The sequence below is a fragment of the Amycolatopsis sp. WAC 04169 genome, assembly GCF_003947535.1.
GTDB lineage: Bacteria > Actinomycetota > Actinomycetes > Mycobacteriales > Pseudonocardiaceae > Amycolatopsis > Amycolatopsis keratiniphila.
The window spans coordinates 58,885-79,936 of record NZ_QHJI01000021.1 but is presented as its reverse complement, the minus strand read 5'-3'; the positions used below and the strand labels follow the sequence as shown (position 1 = coordinate 79,936).

Genomic DNA, 21,052 nt, shown 5'->3' with positions numbered 1-21,052 from the left:
GCCGAGGATCAGCGGGTTCAGCACCACGATGTAGGCCATCGTGAAGAAGGTGACGATCCCGCCGCGGATCTCCCGCCCCGGTGTCGAGCCGCGCTCGCTGATCTTGAAGAACCGGTCCAGTGTGGACACCGGACGGTCACCCTTTCGGTTCTGTGCCTTGACCATCGTCCCCTGCTTTCGTCGGGTTCCGTGAGTGCTTCATCACGGAAGAGACGATGTTAGAAAATGATCAGCGACCCGAACGGCCGAGCGGAGTGTTCGTCCAAAAGAATCAAGTCGAATAGGGCAACCGGAACGGGTCACCGCGCGATGATCGTGTTGACGTCGAATCGCTCGGGCGTCACCTGCATGGCCTGCAAGAGGTCCGATACCCGCTGAAGCCGCTGGGGATTGACCACGGAACTGAACGTGGGAAGGGACATCAGGGCCGCGGCGTCGGTGGACACCTTCAGATGGTTCACCACGATCGGTTCGAACTTCGACCGATCGGCGATGTCGCGGCTCGCCGCGGCCAGCGCCCGCCGAAAAGCCGCGAGGGTGTTCGGATTGGCCGACACCCAGTCGGCGGTGGCGGCGTAACCGGTCAGCGGGAAGTTGACGGACGCGCCGGAGGAGAGGCTGGCGACGATCGTGACTCGTGAGGAAAGGACCGCCTGGGTGAGAAACGGCTCGGGCAGATAAGCCGCGTCGACACGCTTTTCGTTCAGGGCCGCGGCCACGTCCTCCAGCCGCATCGTCACCCAGTCGACCCCGTCGTCGTCGACGCCGTGGTCAACCATCACCGAACGGGTCAGCAGATGCGCCACCGTGTTGTTCCCCACGACCGCGATCCGTTTGCCGGGCAGGTCGACGACCCGCTGGACCGGGGAGCCCGGCACGGTGACGATCGCGCTGCTGTACTTGTCCAGCGACGAACCGTCGGCGACGAGCCTGATGTTCTGCGTCCGCGTGCTACCGCTGAGGATGAACGGGACATAGCTCGACAGGACCATGTCGACCTTGCCGCTGTTCATCTCCTCGTAAGGGGGCTGGCCGCTGTTCGCCGGTTTCAGCGCGACCTGGAGTCCCTCGGCCTCGAAATAGCCACCCTCCTGCGCCAGCCACAGGGGTGCCAGGTCGATGGTCGGCAGGGCGGACACCGTGATCTTGGCTTTCTCCGGGGCGGGCGCCGCCGATTCGGAGAAAGCGCTGCAACCACTCAGCGAAGTCACCAGAAGCAGGATGGTGACCGCGACCGCGACGGCCCGTTTCCCGAGATGCTCGAACAATTCTTTTCCCCTTCGCGAGGCTCGCCCGGAATCGGACGGTAACCCGATCGGAGGACGTTTCCAGCGCCGTCACGAGGACAAACAGTCGTTCGTCCAGCATGCGTGCCCGAAGGATGGCCGCGCGGGCGAGGATCGTCGGGCAGCTCGGTTCCGGGTGATCGTCGTTCTGCCATGAAGGGACGCCGGACGTGTCCAGACGGACGCCGCGCGTGATCAGACGGACGGATCTTCACCGCGGGCGAGCAGGGCCTCGACCGTCAGGGCGGCCGCGCCGATCATCGCCGCCCTCGGCCCGGCGCCGCCGATCTCGACGGAGGTGTGCCGATACGCGTGCTGTGGCGTGTACCTGGCGACGGCCTTCCGGATGTCGGTCATGAAACGCTTTCCCAGCAACAGACCGGCCCAGCCGGTGAGGATCACCTTGGACGGCGTGAACACGGAGATCAGGTTCCCGATCGCCGCGCCGAGGTAGCCGACGGTCTCCCGCACCAGGGCCGCCGCCGGACCGGATTTCGCGGTGGACCGCAGAAGCGCGCTCAGCTTGGCACTTTCCTTCGCGCGGGACGGTGGCCGAAGCCCGCACGATTCGTGATACCGCTGGAGAATGCCGCTCGCGCCGAGGTAGGCCTCGACGCAGCCTCGTGATCCGCAGTGGCACGGCCGTCCACCGAAGTCGATGGTCGTGTGACCCCATTCGCAGATCCGTTCCACGTGCCCGTCGACGACGAGCGCGGCATCGGCGCCCGCGCCTATCTCCACCACGATCACGCGTTCGGAGCCGCGCGCCGCCCCGAACCGGCTCTCCGCCAAGGCCTGGTTGGTCACCCCTCGGCCGACGAACACCGGAATCTCGAGCCCTGTCAGGGACTTCAGCCGGTCCGGCGACCACTCTTCCACCAAAGCGGGCGCGGTCACCGTCTTCGGCAGCCCGATTCCCATCCCCAGCAAGTCGGGCTCGCGGACATCGGCCGAGCTCAGCAGCTCACGAAGCCCCGAGGTCAGTTCGCCGGCCAGCCCTCCGACGTCCGTGAACCCACTTCGGAGTTTCCGCCGCAGCATGTCGACCGGGCGCATCGTCAGGTCGAACAATCCCCAGGCGACCCAGTCACCGGTCAGGTCCACTCCCGCCAGGTAACCGAAGTCGGGGTCGATCTCGAGCATAACCCTCGGCCGGCCCCCGCTGGAGACCACTTGGCCCGCTTCACGGACCAGCCGGCTCCGCCGCAGACCCGCCACCAGCTGGGAAATCGCGGCGGGCCCCAGTCCGGTCAGGGGCCCCAGCTCCACTCGGCTCATCGGGCCGTCGTGATACAGCGCCGAAAGAATGAGGGATTCGTTGTGTCGTCGCAGCATCCGGGCGGAGTCGCCGCGCATCGACGGCGCCCGTCCGGATCCCTTCGCGGGAGCCAAGGAACAGCCCTACGAAACCGAGGCTTTCCTGACGACGATTTCCGGCAGCCTCACGCCGGGGAAGTTCTCGGCCAGGTGACTGCGCAAGAGTTCCGGCAGGCGACGGGCGACGAACCTCTCGAGCGAATCGTCTTCGAGCGGTTCGGCGTCCAGCTTCGGCTCCGCACCGCCGGCCGGCCGGACTTCCAGGAGCGCCGGGTCGTCGAGCGACAACGTGGCCACCAGGCCGGTGCCCTCGATGGCGGCGCTCAACGCGCCCGACGACACTCCGCCCGCGCTCGCGGTGCGCGCGTTCGGGATCTCGGTGACCGCGAGCGGTCCCTCGCCCGCAAGCTTCGACAACGTCGCCAGCCGGTCGCCGGTGAGCTTCCGCCAAGGAACCTCCACGGGGCGCGGCGGTTTCTGCCCGGGATCGACGTGGATCACCACGTCGTAGCGGAACCTGGTGAACTCGTTGTCCCCCGGCATGGTCTTCGCCCGGATGGAGACCTTGACCGGACGATCGACCGAAGCGGCGAGCAACCCGATCAGGTTCGGGTCGACGAAGAGTTCCTCCTCGTCCCGGAACAACCCCGGCCCGCTGTCCGCGCCCGCCTCCAGCCACCGGCGATATTCTTCTGCCAGAGCCAGATTCCGCAGATCTCCGAGGATGACCCGGCCACCGGATTCGACCAGTTCGATCGCGTCGCGGAGCACGGAGGCCAGATACTCAGTACCCGGAAAGCATTGCACGACGTTGTTCAACACCACGCAGTCCGGCCTGCCCCCCTCGCCCATGGTTTCGGCGATCGCCCGCTTCACCTTGTGCGAGAACAGATCGTGGGCTCCGCCGAGGACCGCGCGCACGCCGGGCAGCCGCGCCTCGCGGATACGGTCCACCGCGAACCTCGTCGGATCGATCCCGACATAGGACTCGATCCCGTCGTGCAGGTGCCGGAGCAGCAACCCGGTGCCGCAGCCGAGATCCACCACGCGGCGAGGCTTCGACTCCCGCACCAGCGCGACGGTGTGCTTGATCCAGTCACGGACATCCTTGTCCGGCAACGGTGTGGTGGCCGTGGTCAGCCCGATGAAATCGGATCCCGCCGCGTCGAGTTCGGCCGATTTGAACGCCCATTCGTACAGGTCCGCCCAATTGCTCAGATACTCGCCGGTCAGTGCCCACGACGCGCCGCCGAAGGCCAGCGCGTCGCTCGCCGGCCGGACTTCGAGCACTCCCGACGGTGCCCGCCGGACCATTCCCACCCAGGCGTGTTCCCTGACGGCCGAACAGATGGCGTTGTCCAACACAAGCTTCCCTCGTTCACATTCCCCGCCGGAGTGAGGCCAGCGGTCGGAGTTCCGGACGCTCAACCGCGTACTTTTTCGTCCCACTCGGAGCTGGCGTCCACGTCGCGTTCACGAGCTTCGATGTCGACGGGGCCCGGCATCACGCTGCCAGGCAGGGAAACCGCGGCGGCGGCCCAGCGCACCGCCGCGCCGAGTGCCTCGATCCCCTCGGCTCCGGCCGACAGGAACCCGGCGAGCAGGGCGTCCCCGGCACCGATCGTGCTCACCGGCCTGGCGGGCGTCGCCTTGGCGCGCCACGTCCCGGTGTCTTCGACCAGCACCGCGCCCTTGGCGCCGAACCCGGCCAGCACGGCACCCGCTCCCAGCGAGCGCAGTTGCTGGGCCGCGTCGGCGACGTCGGCGAAAGTGGTCAGCTGGCGAGAGGTCGCGCTTTCGAGCTCTTCGAGGTTCAGCTTGACCAGTGCCGGGCCCGCCTTCACCGCCTCCACCAGGGCCGAGCCGCTGCTGTCGACGGTGACCTTGACCCCGGCACCGGTCAGCCGGGCGACCACTTCGGCGAGCGTTTCGGGGTCCATGCCGCGGGGTGTCCGTCCCGCCAGCACCACCCATCGCGCGTCGTCCACGTGTTTCACCAGCGCGTCGCAGAGAACGCGCACTTCGTTGCCGGACAGGCGCGGGCCGATCTCGTTCACCCTCGTCACCGTGGCGTCCGGCTCCACGAGGCGAATGTTCCGCCGCACGGCCGCTTCGGTGCGGACCCTGATCACTTCGATGTCCTCGGCGCGGAGCAGACTGACCAGGTTGTCACCGTCGGGCCCGCCCGCGGGGACCACCACGCGCGCGCCGAAACCGTTGCCGGCCAACGCCCGTGCCAAGTGGACGCCCCTGCCACAGGGGCGCACCGTTCCGGCGGAAGCCCAGTGCAGGACGCCCCGTTCGAGCCGATCCACCTCGATCACCCGATCGACGCTCGGATCGGCCGCCAAGACCACGAACATTCCGTATCCTCCATCAGGCCGTCACAGGCCGTGGATCAGCCTGTCCAGCGCCATCCTCTTTTTCAACGCCGAGAGGAAAAGGCGGACGTCCGCGGATAGCCTTTATGCCCTTAGGTGCAGCTCGTCATTCGAGCGCGGCCATCGGAATACCGGGCAGTATTCTTGGCCGGAAAGACTCTCCGGCAGGAGTGCTCTTCTTTTCCGGTGCGCCGGAGGCGCACGATCAGCCATGACTTCTCCCAGTTCACCGACGGTGCTCGGAGCCTTACGCAGGCTGTGTTCGGTGGATCCTGCGAGGCTGCTTTTCACCTGGGTAGACGACAACGGCCGGGATGCGGGCGCACTGACCGCCGGAGGCCTCGGCGAGGCGACGGACAAGATCGCGACGGCTCTTCGCGGCTGGGGTCTGCGAGCCGGTGACCGGGCGGTGCTGGTGTATCCGCCAGGCCTGGACTTCATCGCCGCCTTCACCGGCTGCCTGGCCGCCGGTGTCGTGCCGGTCCCCGTCTACCCGCCCGACCCGACGCGCCCCGGCCGTTCGATGGACACCTTCGCGAAGATCGTGGCGGACTGCGGAGCCCGGTTCGCGCTGACGAACGCGACCTACGACCGGGCCCGCAAGATCGCCGCCGTGGCCGGCTTCTTCGGCCGGAGCACGACGAATCTCCCGGAACTGACCTGGTACCGCACCGATCGGCGGTTCCGCGGGGACGCGGGGACGGTTCCCCCGCACGAGCCCGTTTCGCCGGACGAGCCCGCGTTCCTGCAGTACACCTCGGGCTCCACCGGCACGCCCAAGGGTGTCGTGGTGACCCACGGGAACATCGCGCACGAACTCGCGGCGAACGTGACCGATCTGCGGCTGAACGACGCGACCCGCGGCGTGTTCTGGATCCCGCAGTACCACGACATGGGACTGATCAACGTCATCCTCAGCACGGTGTGCGGCAATTCGGCCACCCACCTGATGTCGCCCGTGACCTTCCTGCGTGATCCCGCCGTCTGGTTCGCCGTCATGTCCCGGGTCGGCGCGACGATCACCTCCGCGCCCAACTTCGCCTACGACCTCGCCGTCCGGAAGACGACCGCGGCGCAGCGCGCCGGCTGGGACCTGAGCCGGCTGGAGATGGCGATCTGTGCGGCCGAACCGGTCCGTGACCAGACGGCGCGCGAGTTCACGGCGGCGTTCGCCGAAGCCGGGCTTCGTGACGACGTGTTCTTCGCCGCGTACGGCCTCGCCGAGAACACCGCCAGTGTCACCAATCGCGGACAAGGACGGGCACTGGTCGACAAAGACGCGCTGGCCCGCGGACAGGTCGTGAGCACTGCCGAGACCAGTCGAGCGACGATCCTCCGTGGCTGTGGTCGTTCCAGCAAGGCGGGCGACGAGATCAGGATCGTCGACCCGAGCACCCGCCTGCCGTGCGCGGCCGAGCGGGTCGGGGAGGTCTGGGTGCGGTCCACGACGACCACGGCCGGCTACTGGGGGCGGCCGGAGCTGACCGCCGAGACCTTCCACGCCCGGCTCGCCGGAGCAGACGACCCGCGCGGCTGGCTCCGGACCGGTGATCTCGGCTTCCTGCTGGACGGCGAACTCTACGTGACCGGCCGGATCAAGGACCTGATGATCATCCGCGGCCGCAACGTGTACCCCGGAGACGTCGAAGACACCGTCCGGGACTGCAATCCCTTGTTGCGTCCCGGCGGCACGATGGTCTTTTCGGTTGACGAAGACACGGGGAGCAAGGTCGTGGTACTCGTCGAGACCCGCGCCGACCGGCTCGGCGCGGAGGACGCACGGAGTATCTGGGAGGACGTGCGCACCTGTGTCGGCTCAGACCACGGAATCACCGTCGACACCCTGTTGATCGGCCGTCCCGGTCTGGCCGCCAAGACCTCCAGTGGCAAGCTGAGGCGCCAGGTGGCCGGAAGGTCCTTTTCGGACGGTTCACTGTCCGGATCGGATGAAGTACTGCATGTCTTCCACTCTCCCGGTCACGAGCTTCAGGAGGCGATGTGAATCCCGGTTTCGTGCTGTCCTCCGGCCCCGGAGACCCTCGTCTGTACGACATCGACGACGATTTCCGTCAGGTCCTCATCGACCTCTCCGGGCTGGTCGCCTACTCGGCGCGCCACCGGGCCCGGTTCCTCCATCCGGCCTCGACAGGCGCTCGTGGCCACCTCCGTTTCGTCACCGAGCAGGCCTTCCCCGCCCAGGACTTCTTCCGGCCGGGGCAGGTCTTCCCCGTTCTCGGCCGGTACAGCAACTCCCAGGGCGAGGACGATCACGAAGTCTCGGTGCGCGGCCTCTCGCTCCGGTTGCTCGACCCGGCGTCGCCCCAGAGCGGTCTGCTCGATCTGACGTTCAACACCGGTGAGCACTTCTTCGCCCATGACGCCCACACCTTCCGGCAGCTCACCGCAGGTTCGGCGGAGCAGCGCGACGAGGTTCTACGCCGTCTTCCACATCTGCGCACGGCGCTGTGGGACACCGAGCGGGTGGCGACCTCCTACGCGGCCTACGAACTGTACAGCCAGGCACCCCGGATCTTCGTCGCCGCGGACGGTACGCCGTGGCTGGCCCGGTACCGGGTGATCCCGGCGCGGGAACCGGTGCGGCACGGCCGGTTCGATCACGGCGACCTCTGGTGGCCGCCCACTCCGCCGGAGGCCGTCGGCCGCCCCGCCGGGGAAACCGGCTCGGCCACCGGGCTCAGGGACGAACTCCGGGCGCGGCTGGACACCGGCGGCGTCGATTGCGTCCTCCAGATCAGTCTGCATCCCGTGGACTCCGACGTCGCCAGGTTCCAAGCCGCGCTCGACGCGACCAAGCCGTGGCCCGGCACACCCCAGTGGACCGACCTTGCCGAAATCCACTTCGACCGATCACTGTCCACTGAGGAAACCGACGCGCTGGCCTTCGATCCGGCACTCGCCCCGGCCGGGCTCGGGATCACCCTGAGCCGCTCACCGCACACCACCGCGTCGCTCGGCCATCTGCGTGCGCTGATGTACCGCATGACCTCGTTCGCGCGCCTGGGCAAGCCGATGCCACCGGAACTCGCCGAACTGCTGCGGCCGCCCCGGCGCGGCGCCGTGCCGTCGACGAGGACGGTCTGTGTCATCGGGGCGGGCCCGAGCGGCCTCACCGCCGCCCGCGAACTGGAGCGCGCCGGGCACCGCGCCATCGTGCTCGAATCCGCCGATCACGTCGCGGGCAAGGCCGCGTCCGTGGAGTTCGACGGGCATCCGCACGATCTGGGCGCGCATATCTGCACCGGCCGGTACCGGCGGCTGGCCGCGCTCGCGGCGGAACTCAGTGTCGCTACGGAACCCACCCCGGCCGAGCGGGTGCTGAGCACCGGCCGGTCGGGACGGACCACCACCGACATGCGCTTCTTCACCGACGGCTCGGTCGAACGCTACGAGCGGCTGAGGGCGGAACGGTTCCCCCGGATCGGCGAGCCCGGTCTGGCACACTCCGCGGCCGCGTTGTCGGCCCCGCTGTCGGAATGGCTGGCCGAAAACGATCTCCGGTCGATGTACACCACGTTCGGGCTGGGATACACCTGCGCCGGCTACGGTTTCCCCGACGACGACCTTCCCGCGCTGTACTTCGTCAAGTACGTCGAGACGACCGGACTGATCTCGGACACCGTGCCCACGGCCGAGACCCTCGACGCGCGATTCACCATCAAGGGCGGATTCGGGACCCTGTGGGAACGGGTCGCGGCGGAACTGCGAGATGTCCGGGTCGCCACGAACGTCGTTTCCGTCGAGCGTCGCGACACCGAGACCGGCGCGGTACTCGTCCACACCGACCGCGGCACCATCGTCGCGGACGACCTGATCATCGCCGTCCCACCGGACCGGATCACCGCGGCGCTCGACGCCTCGGCACACGAGCGGGAGTGGGCGGACCGGACGCGCTACCAGCGTTACCGGACGACGGTGGCGGCCGTCTCCGGGCTGCCCAGGGACGCGTTCTACCTGCTGGGCGAATTCGCGGACGGCTCCGCCGATCGCGGGCACTGCATCGGCTTCCAGCACCGGTATCCCGGAAGCGACGTCTACACGTGCTACTCCTATGTCGGCGAGGACACCGGCAAGCAGCTCGAAGCCGACCTCGCCGGATACGGTGGCCACGACCTGCGGCCGTTGCTGCACCGGGATTGGTCGCTCATGCCGCATTTCAGGAGCGCGGACGTGCGGTCCGGGATCCTGGAGGACCTCGAAGCACGGCAGGGTGAGAACCACACGTACTTCACCGGCGGCCTCCTGGGCTTCGAATCGGTGGAATGCGCGATGAGCCACGCGCTGGACCTGGTCCGGCGCCGGTTCGCCGGCCCGGACGCTCCCGACGCCCCGGACGCGCCCGCGAAGACCGTCACCCGGACCTCCGCCGAGATCCGAACCTGGCTGGTCCAGGCGGTCTCCGCGGCCACCGGCACCGCCGAGCCCGACCCACGGGCCCCTCTTTCGGGATTCGCCTTCGACTCCCTCGCCCTGGCCGGCCTCATGTCGGGACTGTCGGCGTATCTCGGCTTCCGGGTCCCGCACACCCTGTTCCTCCAGTTGCCCACCATCGACGCCGTGTCGAGTTACCTCGCCGAAGACGAAACACCGTCCGAACTGGAACGGTGGCAGGTCGCGGTACGACAGAACTTCGCACCCGGCGTGCGCCCGTTCTTCTGCGTGGGCGGCATCGGCGCGGCGGGCACCTACTTCCGTCCGCTCGCCGCCGCGCTGGGCCCGGAGAACCCCTTGTTCCCCTTCGAGATCCCGGGCAGGCTCGACGGCGACGGCGCCGCCACCGACGACGTCGAAGAGATCGCCGAAGCGATCACCGACCGGATCCGGGCACTGGTTCCCGAGGGGCCATATCGGATCGGCGGCCATTCCTTCGGTGGTGTCGTCGCCTATGAGGTCGGACGGCAGCTTCGCGCGGCAGGGGCGGAAGTCGCTCCGGTGGCCCTGTTGGACACGTTCGTGGCCGTCGCCGGGCAGGCCGTTCCGGAGGACGACATCGCCGGGGCGCTGCGCGACCAGGCCGTGGTCCGCCACATGTCCTGTGTCGCCGTCGGGGCCTGTGATTGCGGAGTGGACCTGAACGCACCGCTGTCCGGGCAGCGGGACGCGGTCGCTCGCGCACTCGGTGCCACCGATCCGGCCCGTTACGAAGAACACCTGGCCTCGATCGTGGAGGTCCAGCTCAGCTCGATCCGCGCTTACGCGACCTACGCCTTCCCTCCTTCGGACTTGACCTTGCGCGTGCTGAAGACCGCCGACGGATTCGCGCCGATGCCCTCGTCGCACTTCGGGCTGAAGCTGCATCTGGACGCCCCCGCGAACGGCTGGGAGCACGTCGAAACCGCGGGGGTCCGGGTGTTTCCCGTGAGCGGCAACCACTTCAGCATGTTCATCCCGCCGCATGTCGATCAGGTCAGGAGCGCACTTCTCGCCGATCTCGACAGGTGACGCGAACTTCGCGCGCCAGCCTCCGCAGACGTTGCGAAAGCCACTTTCGCAACGTTGAAGGTTGCGAAAGTGGCTTTCGCATCACGACCGCCCCGACCCAGCAGCTCCGGCGGCATCGGGTGTCGCGAAAGCCACTTTCGGGACACCAGACGTCCTGAAAGTGGCTTTCGCGACACGGCGCGAGCACGCGGCGGGCCCCGGCGTCAGCGCCGTTCGAGCCGGATCGGCATCCCGTCCGCGGGAATGGGCAAGGACGTGTAGTCCCAGCGCGCCTTGTACACCGGCGGCACGGTCCAGCGATACGCCCGCAGCATCTCGTGCAGCAGCGCCTTCACCTCGAAGGTCGCGAAATGCAGGCCGATGCACTTGTGCGCGCCGCCGCCGAAGGGAAGCCACGCGTAGCGGTGCGACTTGTCCTCACGCCGCTGCTCGTTGAAACGCTCCGGGTCGAAGCGCATCGGATCGGTCCAGCATTCCGGCACGAAGTGGTTGACGGTGGGGGTGACGTTGACCAGCGTTCCCGCAGGGATGAAATGTCCGAGGACTTCGGTGTCCTTCACCGTCATCCGTGCGGAGGAGGGCGACGGGGCGTTCAGGCGCAGGGACTCCTTGAGTACGAGATCCAACGCCGTCAGGGACTCCAGCGCGTCGATGTCCGGCATCTCGTCGCCGAGCGCGAGCGACTCCTGGCGCGCGCGTTCCTGCCACTCGGGGTTCTTCGCGAGGTTGTATACGACGGACGTGGCCGCGATGGTCGCGGTCTCGTGCGCGGCCATCATCAGGAAGATCATGTGGTTCACGACGTCGGTGTCGGTGAACCGCTCACCGTCGTCCGTGGTCGCGGAACACAGGGCCGAGAAGAGATCCTCGCCGTCACTCGAGCGTTTCGACGGCAGGTTCGCGCGGAAGTAGCTTTCGAGCACCTTCCTGCCCTGCAGACCCGCCGCCCAGCGGCCACCCGGCACCGGGAAGCGGATGACAGCCGTTCCCGCGCGCACCGCCTTCACGAAGGCGCGGTTGATCGCGTCCGCGTCGTCACCCGACCGCATGCCCATGAACACCCTGGTGGCGACGTCGAGGGTGAGTTGCTTGAGGGACCAATAGATCCGCGGGTTCGCTCGATCCGACCAGGCCGCGACGCCCTCGCGCAAGGTCGGCCCCATCTGCCCGAGGTAGCCGGCGAGCCGGTCCCGGGTGAACGCCGCCTGCATGATCCGGCGGTGCAGATGGTGCTCGCCGAAGTCGAGCAGCATCAGGCCGCGGTCGAAGAACCGCTCGATGAAGAACTTCCAGCCGTCCTGCGAAGAGAACGCCTTGTCCTTGTTCACCAACGCGATCTGGGTCGCCTCGGGACCGGAGAGCACGACCATCCGGCGGCCGAACACGCCCATCCACGACACCGGGCCGTAGGTTTCGTAGCGTTTGAGGGTGAAGTCCGTGCCGAAACGCATGAAGTCGAGCGTATGCCCGAGGACGGGCGCGCCGTCGTCACCGAGGACCGGTTTGAGGCCCGGCGGCGCGGGAGCCAGTTCCCGGACCGGCCACGTCGCGCCGAGCCACCGTTCGTCGACCGATCGCGGCAGCGGGACCGACGTGAGCGAAGAAACCCGTTGGCGCACCGCTCCGGTGACCTTTTCGAGGGCGCTCGTCATGATGACCATCTCCCTGGCGAGATCTGCTGCCCCCGACCGTCGCATCACTGATGGCGGGTTGCCAATACCCCGTTCCAGGTGGAGGGGTCTCCCTCACGAACGCGTTCCCTTACCGTGGCCAGCCCACCGGGCCGACCAACGCCTGAGCGCGCTGCGTCGCGAGCCGGACATTGTCGTCGATGTACCGTTGTGGCGACTTCGTCAGATCCCACGCGACCAGGTCGGTGGCCGCCTGATGCCGTTCCCGGTGGGCTTGCTGGATCCGCGGCTCCTCGCCGTCGAACTCCTTGGGCGGCTGGTGGAACCGGTTCATGATCCGCCGGGCGTCGAGGAACACCGGGCCTTTCCGGTCCACGTCGGCGAGTTCGCGCCGCGCCTCTTCGAGCTCTTCGCGATGCAGGGGCAGCGGATCCTCAGGATCGGAGAAGGCGCCGGGACCGTAAAGACCGGAGATCTCCCGTTGCCCGTCCACCCGCACTTCCACCTTCCCCCTCCGCTCGTCACCCGCCGGGGGTGTGCGCAGGGAAAACGACACGCGGGTCAGCATCCGCTCCAGCGATGTCGCCACCACGCCGTCCGGGTATTGCGAGAACCGGAATCTGATCTGCGCCTCCACGAGCGACCGCAGCATGGTCGTCGCGCCTGGCTCCGCGAAAACGGTGCCCAGGATCACCGGCAGCGTGTCCGGGCTCGCCTGGACCGCGGCGTCGACGAATCCGTCCACCATCAGCTCGATCGAAGCCACGTCGTCCCGGCCGAGTTCTCCGTTGTCACCCAGCCTGCCCTCGAAGGTGACCCGGGCCCTTCCGCGCGCCTGATCGACTTCCCATTCGTTCAGGATTCCCGAAGTCGCCGCCAGGTCCTCGCTTCGGTACACGTCGCCCTCGGGGGATCTCACCGAATCCATGGTCTCGATCCACGACCGCGCCCAGCTGCGCGGCGTCGGGCTGGCGTCCGCCGCCACCTGTTCCTGGATGAGCCGCCAGAGCTCGGGGGCCAAGGAGCCGAACCGGCCAGGCTGCATGAATCTGGAGAAGTTGGTTTCGTTGGCGATGCTGAGCCTTCGGGTCAGGTCGTTCAGCGTCCGGTCCGGTCCTCCCGGCCGCCAGGCGAGCACGCCCGCGGGCGGAGTCCCCGCGTCCGAGGACGACGTTCCCGAAGAATCCGCGGGCGTGAGCGTGAGGGTCCCGGGCGGTAGGTCCGCATACTCGCCGCGCAGGGCGCGGCCATCGGCTACGAGGTGGATCCGGGTCTCCGTCCACACCGCCGTGGCGGTGATGTGAGACAAAGCCGGCACAGCACGCAAGGCGTCGTTGAGACCGGTGACGTCCTCGTCGCGGAGATCGCAAGCGAGCAGTTCGATCCACGAAATACCTCCCCAGGAGATGAGACCGGCGGGCAGATTCGCGAGCACGCCGGCGAACTGCCCGTGATCATGCGGGACAGGCGTGCCGTCGGCGTCGGGAAGAACCCATCGCCCCTGCCGATGATGGACGGCCACCGGCATGGTGTTAAGGGGGTGTCTAGCGAACGTCAACGCGACATTGGTGGCATAACGCGGCTCGACGAAAGCGATCCCGGCGTTGTGCCGCAACGGCAAGGCCGCGACTTCGCCGCCGGCACCGGACGGAGCGAACATCGCCCGTGCGCCGCCCAAGATCGCACTCATCCGCGGCCAGCCCACGAAATCCATATAGTCGTGAAGATGTTGCCGAGACATGGCGACGTAGTGCTGGCGGGGGGCCGAACGCTGGGCTCGGGCCAGTTGCATCGCGATCTTGTCGAGGACGACCTCGTAGCGCCTGCGGTGCAACCGATGCAGCAACGGGGGTTCTTGTCCGGCGAAGTCCCGCGGAGGTTCGTAGAGCCGATCCATCAGTCCCCGCGCCTCGGTGAACGCCGGGTCGTCCGGTCGCAGACGGGCGAGTTCCGCGCGGACTCGCTCTTGTTGCTCCACCGAGTAATCCGCGTGGCGGTGCGAAGGATTGTCGGGGTCGAAGTAGGCACCCGGACCGTACAGACCCGACAGTGAACGCTGTCCGTCCACCCGGACCTGCACGACCCCGACCAAGGGGTCTCCCTGCGGCCGGGTGACCGCGGTGATCGCGAGCCTGCCGAGCAGCCGCTCCACGGGAACCGTCACCGACCCTGGCGGGTACTCCGCGAGTCGGGACTCGATGCTCGACCGCACCAGCGCTCGGAGTTCGGCCACCTCCCACGAAGAACCGGCGTCCACGAAAACCCGGCCAGCCACCCGAGGCAGGTCGTCCGGAGGTGCCTGCACCGCGGCGTCGACGAACCCCGCGAGCATTCGCGGGATCGGTGAAAGGTCGAAAGCACGGGTGAGCCAGGTGGCGTGACCGGTCCGGGCGACGCCCCAGCCCAGCTCGACTTCCGTCTCGTTCAGCAGGAGTCCCGAGTCCTCCGCGGCCGTCCGCGTGCTCGTGACCGGATATTTCTCGGACCAGGAACGCACCCAGTGCGCCGGGATCGGGTCACGGCGGACCTCGTCCGCCACCATCGTCCACAGTTCCGCCGGCAACGGGCTTTCGACGCGGTCGGCGAGGTAGGAATCCATGAGGGCGCCGACCCGGCCCTCGCCGGCGAGACCTCGTTGCAGCACATACTCGTAGAGCGTCGACGGCCTCGCTCGAAGGTCCTGGGGTGGACGGAAGGCGAGGACGTCGGACGGCACCACCTCGTCCTGGGGCCGCGTGAACGGGGGTATCTCGTCGGGCCAGCGCGGCCAGGACTCGGCCGGATCGTCCGCGGCCGTGCGATCACGCCCGGGACGACGCGTCAAAACTTGACGTAACCCGGTCGAGAAAGACGACAGGGCAGCCCTGGCCGATCGCGAGGGCTTCGATCCGGAAGCCCCAGCCAAGGTGAGGGTCCCCTTCGGCAGGTCCCGCACAGCGCCGGTGACGACGTCCCCCTCGGGAAGAAGATGAACCCGCACGCCCGAGTAGGCGGCGGAAACCGTCACGTGCTCAAGCGCCGGTATCTCTCTCATCGCGGCCTGGAGCCCGGTGACGATTCCCGGCGTCAGGTAGCAGGCGTACAGCCGCAAGCGGGTGATCTCGGGCCAGGTGACGCGACTCGCCGGAAGGGCCACGAGGGCGTCGGCGAACTGCCGAGAGGTCGCCCGGCCTTCGGGAAGAACCCAACGACCGTCCCGATGATGGACGGCCACCGGGAGCACACCCGCCTCGTGCGCCGCGAAAGCCTTGGTCACGTTGCCGGTATGAGCCGGATCGACGAAAGCGACACCGAGACCGCGTGGCAGCTCCAGGACGGCGACGGTGCCGGGGACGCCGCGAGCCGCCGGGGTCAGCGCGGCGAACGCCGTCTCCATCCCGTCCAGGTATCTCGGGTTCAGCGCGTCCGCGCCGAAGTCCCCCTCAGGCAGGATTACTTCCACATCGGCCACCATCGGGCGCTGTCCGCCGTCCTCGAACGCGACCACGGTCTCCGGCGAACGCTCACGCACGTCCGGAAGGCGATAGTGGCTCGTCAGCGAGGCGGCCTCTTCGTCCGCGGCGGCACGGAGGTCGGCCGCGAGTCGCTCACCCCAGGCGAGGCCGTCCGCTTCGTCCCCGCCTCGCACCACGATCCGGATCTCCGCGGGCTCGCCACCGTTGGCCAGCCGCCAGGCCGAAGCCCGTGCGGCCCGCCGCGACAGCTCGAGGACGTCGGCGCCGAGATCGGCCCCATCGCGCCACTCGATCCGCTGAGGACCGATGTGCCCGGTCGCCAGCTGCCCGAGATCGGGGTTCCTCAGGTGCGGCCGGTTCACCGCGGTCAGATGACCCCCATCGTTCACATGGACGGCGTCGCCGGTCCAGCGGAAGCTGGCGGTCTCGGTGAGGCCGAGCACGGGACCGGTCCCCCATCTCGACTCGATGGCACGGGTGAGCTTCGTGTTCGCGGCGCTTTCGCAGGCCAGCATCCAGTACGGCCGGTGGGGATCGGGCTGGGCCATCCGGTACACGGCCGATCCGAAGAGCGCGGCGCCGGCCGCATCGCCTTCGAGAGCGATCCGATCTCCCAGCTCGAACGGACGGCCAGTGGACAACGCCACTTCGATCCACCTCGGGTTGCCGTGCACGACGGTGCGCCAGCTCGGTTCACCGCCCGGAGCGAGGTAGGCATCGATGCGCTGCTTCCCGGGCGATGAGCCGGAGAAATAAAGCTGCCCCGACACAGGTCCGGCACTCGCACCCACTCGCCACTGGACGAGCATGTCGGTGGCGTCCCGGGGGAAGAACTGACCGTGGACACCCAGTCGGGCGTTCGCCAGCGGGAAGCTGACCACCTTCGCCAGGTCCGGCGGCACCGCTGGGACATGGTCGAACCCCGCTTCGGTGAGGGTGATCGTCCCGTCGTCGTTCAGGACCACCGGGCCACGGGCCGCGTAGATCGCGCGCAAGTAGCCGCCATCGGCCAAGACGCGGGCGAACTCTCCGAGCCCGGTGATGCTCCCCGCCAGCGGAACCAGCAGTGGTGTCCGCTCCAGATGCGGCGCCCGGCCATCGGCGAAGGAGCCGAGAGCCGAGCGCACTCCCCCGCTGTCCCGGAGCGCGGCCCCGAGGCCGCCCGTCGCGGGGCGGCCATCGGAGCGCACCAGGTGGACCCGGCCGTCCGCGTCAGGCTTGACGAAGATCGGCAGAGCGTTGTTCCAGGGCAACGGAACGTCCTCGCCGTCCGGTCCCTTGACCGAACGCACCCCTGCCGCGTCCTCGTGTTCGACCCACGAACGCACCGCGTCCAAAGCCGTGTCGTCCCCCTCGTGGCGCACGAAGACCACCGTGGGTTCCTCGTCCGGCTGCGCGACGAAGTCCAACTCGATACGGTCCGCGTACAACCCCGACACGAGCGGGAAGACCCGTCCGGCCTCCGGCGCGTGACGGGTCGTCGCGTACACCGGGTTGAAGAAACCCTCACGTGCCAACGCCGCGCTGAAGTCGAACCGGACGTCACCGGGCCGGGCTTCCCCGTGCGGGAAATCGGCCACCAGCAGGATCGGCCAGTCCGGATCCGCCGCCAGCTCCTCTCGCGTCCCCTCTTCCTCGAGATACAGTCGCGCGATTTCCTCGCCCCCGGCGGGGACGCGGACCTCGCCCCTCCGCAGACCGATCGGCACCATGGTGTCGTCGCCGGGCAACACCACCACCGTGGGAAAAGGACCGTCGTGGGTGGCGCCCCATTCCATGATGGCCGCGGCGGCCACTTCCCCGGCACCGTCCACTTCGGTCTGGCGCCCTGTTTCGAAGAACGAGAAAGCGATACCTTCGTTGGCGTAGTGGACGTCGTCGAGCCGGACGCCGAAGGTCTCGGTGAACTCGGCCTCCCTCGGAACCCTGATCGTGCCTTCCGGTTCGAAGTGCGAGGGGCCTTGATAGAGGAACGCGTGAACAGGTCCCATTTTAGCGCTGAGCGCATCGAGGAACTCGGCGGCGAGCTCGCTCGCCTCTCCGTCCACCAGCAGCACGAGCGGAGGACGTGGCGACTCGCTCTGGAACCGCTGGAAGACCGCGCTTTTCTGGAGGTACCGGACCGTTTCGGCCGGATCGAGGTACTCGCGGCCCACCCGGAAAGCGGAATCCCGCTGCCACAGCGCCAGAACCAGTGGCGTCGGCCGGCGGTCGCCGGTGACCCGTGCCCACCGGGCGAGCTCGGCCGTTTCGGCGGGCCGGGCCGGGTCGGTGTCCCCGTGACCGGACTCTCGCAGGATGTACCGCATCGAGTGCACGCTAGAGTTGCGCCAGGCCGTCCTCGGCACCGCCGGGTCCACGTCGTCGGGGAGCAGCGCGATCAGGTTCTCTTCGCCGTACATGTTGGCCGCGACCAGGGCAGGCTCGGCCGAAGACGGCCCTGCTTCCACCGGCGCCGGTTCCGGTATGGACACCGAACCGCCCAGAATCCCGCTCTGCCGGGGCCAGCCGACGAAGTCGACCAGCTGCCGAGCCCGGCTTTCCGCCGCCACCTGATCGAAGTAGTTGAACAGTTCCCAGGCGACCAGAAGGGTGGCGGCCTCGTGCCGCTCACCGTGGGCCTGGTGCAGGCGCGACGGTTCCCGCTCGACGAAGACCCGGGGAGGCTGGTGATACCGGTTCATGATCGCCCGCGCCTCCGCGAGCGCCGGGGTGTCTCCGACGGTCGGGAGACCCGCTCGCGCGCTGGCGAGTTCGGCCGAAAGTTCCGCCGGAAGCAAGTTCTGGGGAGAGGCGTAGGCCCGCGGCCCATACAGGCCGGAAAGGCCACGTTGACCGTCGACCCGGACCTGCACCACGCCGATCCTCCCGTCGGCCACCGGCCGGGTGAGGGCGGAGACCGCTACCCGCGTCAGAAGCACGTCGGCGGACGGCGTCACCACGTCCGCCGGATACTCTCCCAGCCGGGACCTGACGCTCCACTCGACGAGTCTGCCGAGTTCCGCAAGGCCCGTCGTGGAATCCGGCCCGACGAAGACCGCGGCCTGGACCTGAGGCAACATGTTCGGGCGCGCCTGCACCGCGGCGTCGACGAACCCTTCGATCATCGATCGGACCGCCAGGGAATCCGCCTGGTCGAGTCCGCCACGGACGTCGAGAGCGGACTCGAAGGTCACCCGCGCGCGTCCCCAGGTCTGCGCGATCTCGTGCTCGTTGAGCAAGGCGCCCGAGGCTCTCGCGACATCCGACGGACGGTAGTGGAGTCCCAGTGCCCCCGAAGCGGATTCCATCCCCTCGGCCCAGGAGCGCACCCAGCTCAACGGTGGCGGCCCGGTGTCGGCGACGACCTCGTCACGCACGACCGTCCAGAGTTCAGGGGGAAGCCCGCCGTTGCGCAGTACCGCGTCGAAATTCCGGGGGCTGACGATACCGCGCTGCGCGATGTACCCGTTCAGATCTTGGGGTCCCGCCGCGGCGGACAGGGGCGGCCGCCAGGTGAGCACGTCCAGCGGCGGAGGCGTGCCGGGAGCGAGCGTGAGCGTCCCCGGCGGAAGATCGGGCACGTCACCGGAAAGGTCGCTGCCGTCGGGGAGGATGTGGACGCGGTCGTTCACCCGGTGCGGAGTCAGCGTGACGTGCGCGAGCGCGGGAACGGTCCGCAGAGCGGTGTTGAGCCCGGCGACGTTTTCCGGAGTCACGTTGCAGGCGTACAGCTCGATCTTCGAGATCTCGCCCCACGAAGCGAGGCCGGCGAGTTCGCCGGCGAACCGGCCGTAGTCCCGCGGAACCGGACGCCCACTGGAATCGGGGAGGATCACCGAGCCATCCCGATGGTGTACGGCGATGGGGAGTACACCAGGCGCGTGACCGGCGAAAGCTTTGGTCACGTTGCCGAGGTACGCCGGATCGACGAAAGCGATACCGACTCCGGGTGCCAACGGCAGGGGGGCGGAAATCGACGTTCGCTCGCCCGCGATCGGCGCGACAGCGGTGGCGGGAGATTCCTCCAGCGCCGTGGTGATCGGGCTTGCCTCGCTGTGCCGGTCCAGTTGCATCCCCGCTTCGCCCGAAGTGGTGTCGATGGGCGCGAAGAGGGCACCGAGTGGTCGGGCGGGCACTGGGTGGGTTGCCAGGTCGGCTGCCCGAGGGCCGGCGGCGATCGTGTCCGCATAGGACGGTGGCGGTTCGAGGAAGAGTCCTTCCCCGGTGGTAAGCCCGTCGGTCTTGAAGTCGGCTGCCGGGATCTTCAGCTGCGGCGCGCTCGGCAAATGATCCAGCGCCGTCATCACCGCGTCCAAGGACCCCGCGCCCCTGCCCGATGAGCCACTACGACCACCACCGAAACCAGACAACGCCCCCAACATCCCCAGCCACGGACTCGCGTGCGGAGACCCCGTCGCGGCGTTGATCACCGGAGCGGTGATGAACACCACCCCGACCTGACCCGCCCCATACGACAAGTGCCCCAACGCCTCCACGGACCCCGGGACCACCCGCTTCGGCGCCTCGACCGCCTTTTCCCCGCCAGCCGTGGCCTCCGGCCCCTTCTCCCCACTCGTCTTACTCGTCACCCCACCCGGGACCGCATCATCCACGGCGTCCGCGGCCTCCTTCGCCGCCACCTTCGCCACCACGTCCTCCGCCGCCTCCGCGGCGACCTTGCCCGCCGCCTGACCCGCCCCCTCCAACGCCACACCCCGCAACCACACCGCACCCGCGTGGAAGATCCCCGCGAACGCTCCCCCCAGCGCACCACCGACGAAGGTGCCCAGCAACGACTTCCCGTCCAGCTCCGCCCGTTTGCCCGCCGCGATCTGGCCAAGCTGGATCGACAGATCCAAACCCCCCATGATCCCCGCACCCACCGCCGCGAACCCCGCCACCGGGACCAAAGCCCTGCCGACCCCCTTCGCGACCTGAACCCCCAGTTCCTTCGTCAGACTCAATCCGGCCAGCGCCCGCATCTTCGCCACCAGCGCACGCCACACCGCCATCAACGCCGCCCGCGCCGTCAAAATCGCCGCACCGGCCATGAACGCGAAAATCAACGTCGCCAGCAAATGCACGATCGTCGCCAACGCCATCGCCGCCATCGCGACCATCATCACCTTGGCCTTCACCACATCAGCCGCGGCCGTCTTCGCCATCCCCGCCAGACTGCCCGACGCCTCCCCCAACGCCTCCACACCTGAAACCACATCCCGCCCCAGATACGAAGCGAAAAACTCCCCAGTCTGCCCCGCCAGCGCCGCATCCACCCCGGCACCATTCGCCCGCAACGCAGCCTGATAGTCCCGCACGGCCACCTCGAACTCACGCCACGCCCGCTCCAACGCCGACAACGCCACATCATCGCCCTCAGGCCACGACATCCCCAACGTCACCAGAAAGAACTTCTGCAACTCCGGGGGCAGCTTCACCGAACCACCGGCCATTCACTCTCACCTCCCTTCTCCGAAACAGAGGTTGCGAAAGCCACTTTCGCAACCTTCGAGTCACCATCGAGACCCCAGCCGAAAGTG

At 68.4% G+C, this 21,052-nt stretch carries 8 protein-coding genes and 1 pseudogene; 2 read left to right on the top strand and 7 right to left on the bottom strand.

Annotated elements, in window-relative coordinates:
• The 5 genes and pseudogenes from DMC61_RS40295 to DMC61_RS40275 form a co-directional block, all read right to left on the bottom strand.
• Positions 1–165 (bottom strand): annotated as a pseudogene (locus DMC61_RS40295) (NCS2 family permease); the annotation flags it as partial.
• 134 nt (positions 166–299) lie between these two features.
• Positions 300–1,268 carry an ABC transporter substrate-binding protein gene (locus DMC61_RS40290; RefSeq protein ID WP_125695682.1) on the bottom strand — a complete coding sequence of 323 codons (969 nt, stop codon included), beginning with the start codon at positions 1,266–1,268 and terminating at the stop codon, positions 300–302.
• Between the two features lie 213 nt (positions 1,269–1,481).
• On the bottom strand, positions 1,482–2,678 hold the full coding sequence (locus DMC61_RS40285; protein WP_125695681.1) for an ROK family protein: 1,197 nt from the start codon (positions 2,676–2,678) through the stop codon (positions 1,482–1,484).
• A gap of 9 nt (positions 2,679–2,687) precedes the next feature.
• Complete coding sequence (locus DMC61_RS40280) at positions 2,688–3,965, bottom strand: bifunctional 2-polyprenyl-6-hydroxyphenol methylase/3-demethylubiquinol 3-O-methyltransferase UbiG (RefSeq protein ID WP_125695680.1); 1,278 nt, start codon at positions 3,963–3,965, stop codon at positions 2,688–2,690.
• A 62-nt stretch (positions 3,966–4,027) separates the two neighbouring features.
• Positions 4,028–4,966, bottom strand: a complete 939-nt coding sequence (locus DMC61_RS40275) for a 1-phosphofructokinase family hexose kinase (protein ID WP_125695679.1) — start codon at positions 4,964–4,966, stop codon at positions 4,028–4,030.
• 283 nt (positions 4,967–5,249) lie between these two features.
• Here DMC61_RS40275 and DMC61_RS40270 point away from each other — a divergent pair, with 283 nt between their 5' ends.
• Together DMC61_RS40270 and DMC61_RS40265 are read left to right on the top strand one after the other, a co-directional pair.
• On the top strand, positions 5,250–6,986 hold the full coding sequence (locus DMC61_RS40270) for a fatty acyl-AMP ligase (RefSeq protein WP_158634177.1): 1,737 nt from the start codon (positions 5,250–5,252) through the stop codon (positions 6,984–6,986).
• Positions 6,983–10,444, top strand: a complete 3,462-nt coding sequence (locus DMC61_RS40265) for a thioesterase domain-containing protein (protein WP_125695677.1) — start codon at positions 6,983–6,985, stop codon at positions 10,442–10,444. Before DMC61_RS40270 ends, DMC61_RS40265 begins: the two co-directional genes overlap by 4 nt.
• A gap of 203 nt (positions 10,445–10,647) precedes the next feature.
• On the opposite strand, the gene DMC61_RS40260 is transcribed toward DMC61_RS40265, so the two are convergent.
• Together DMC61_RS40260 and DMC61_RS40255 are read right to left on the bottom strand one after the other, a co-directional pair.
• A complete protein-coding gene (locus DMC61_RS40260) occupies positions 10,648–12,096 on the bottom strand; it encodes a cytochrome P450 (protein ID WP_125695676.1) in 1,449 nt (482 codons plus the stop codon).
• A 109-nt stretch (positions 12,097–12,205) separates the two neighbouring features.
• On the bottom strand, positions 12,206–20,965 hold the full coding sequence (locus tag DMC61_RS40255; protein ID WP_125695675.1) for a hypothetical protein: 8,760 nt from the start codon (positions 20,963–20,965) through the stop codon (positions 12,206–12,208).
• Positions 20,966–21,052 lie beyond the last annotated feature (87 nt).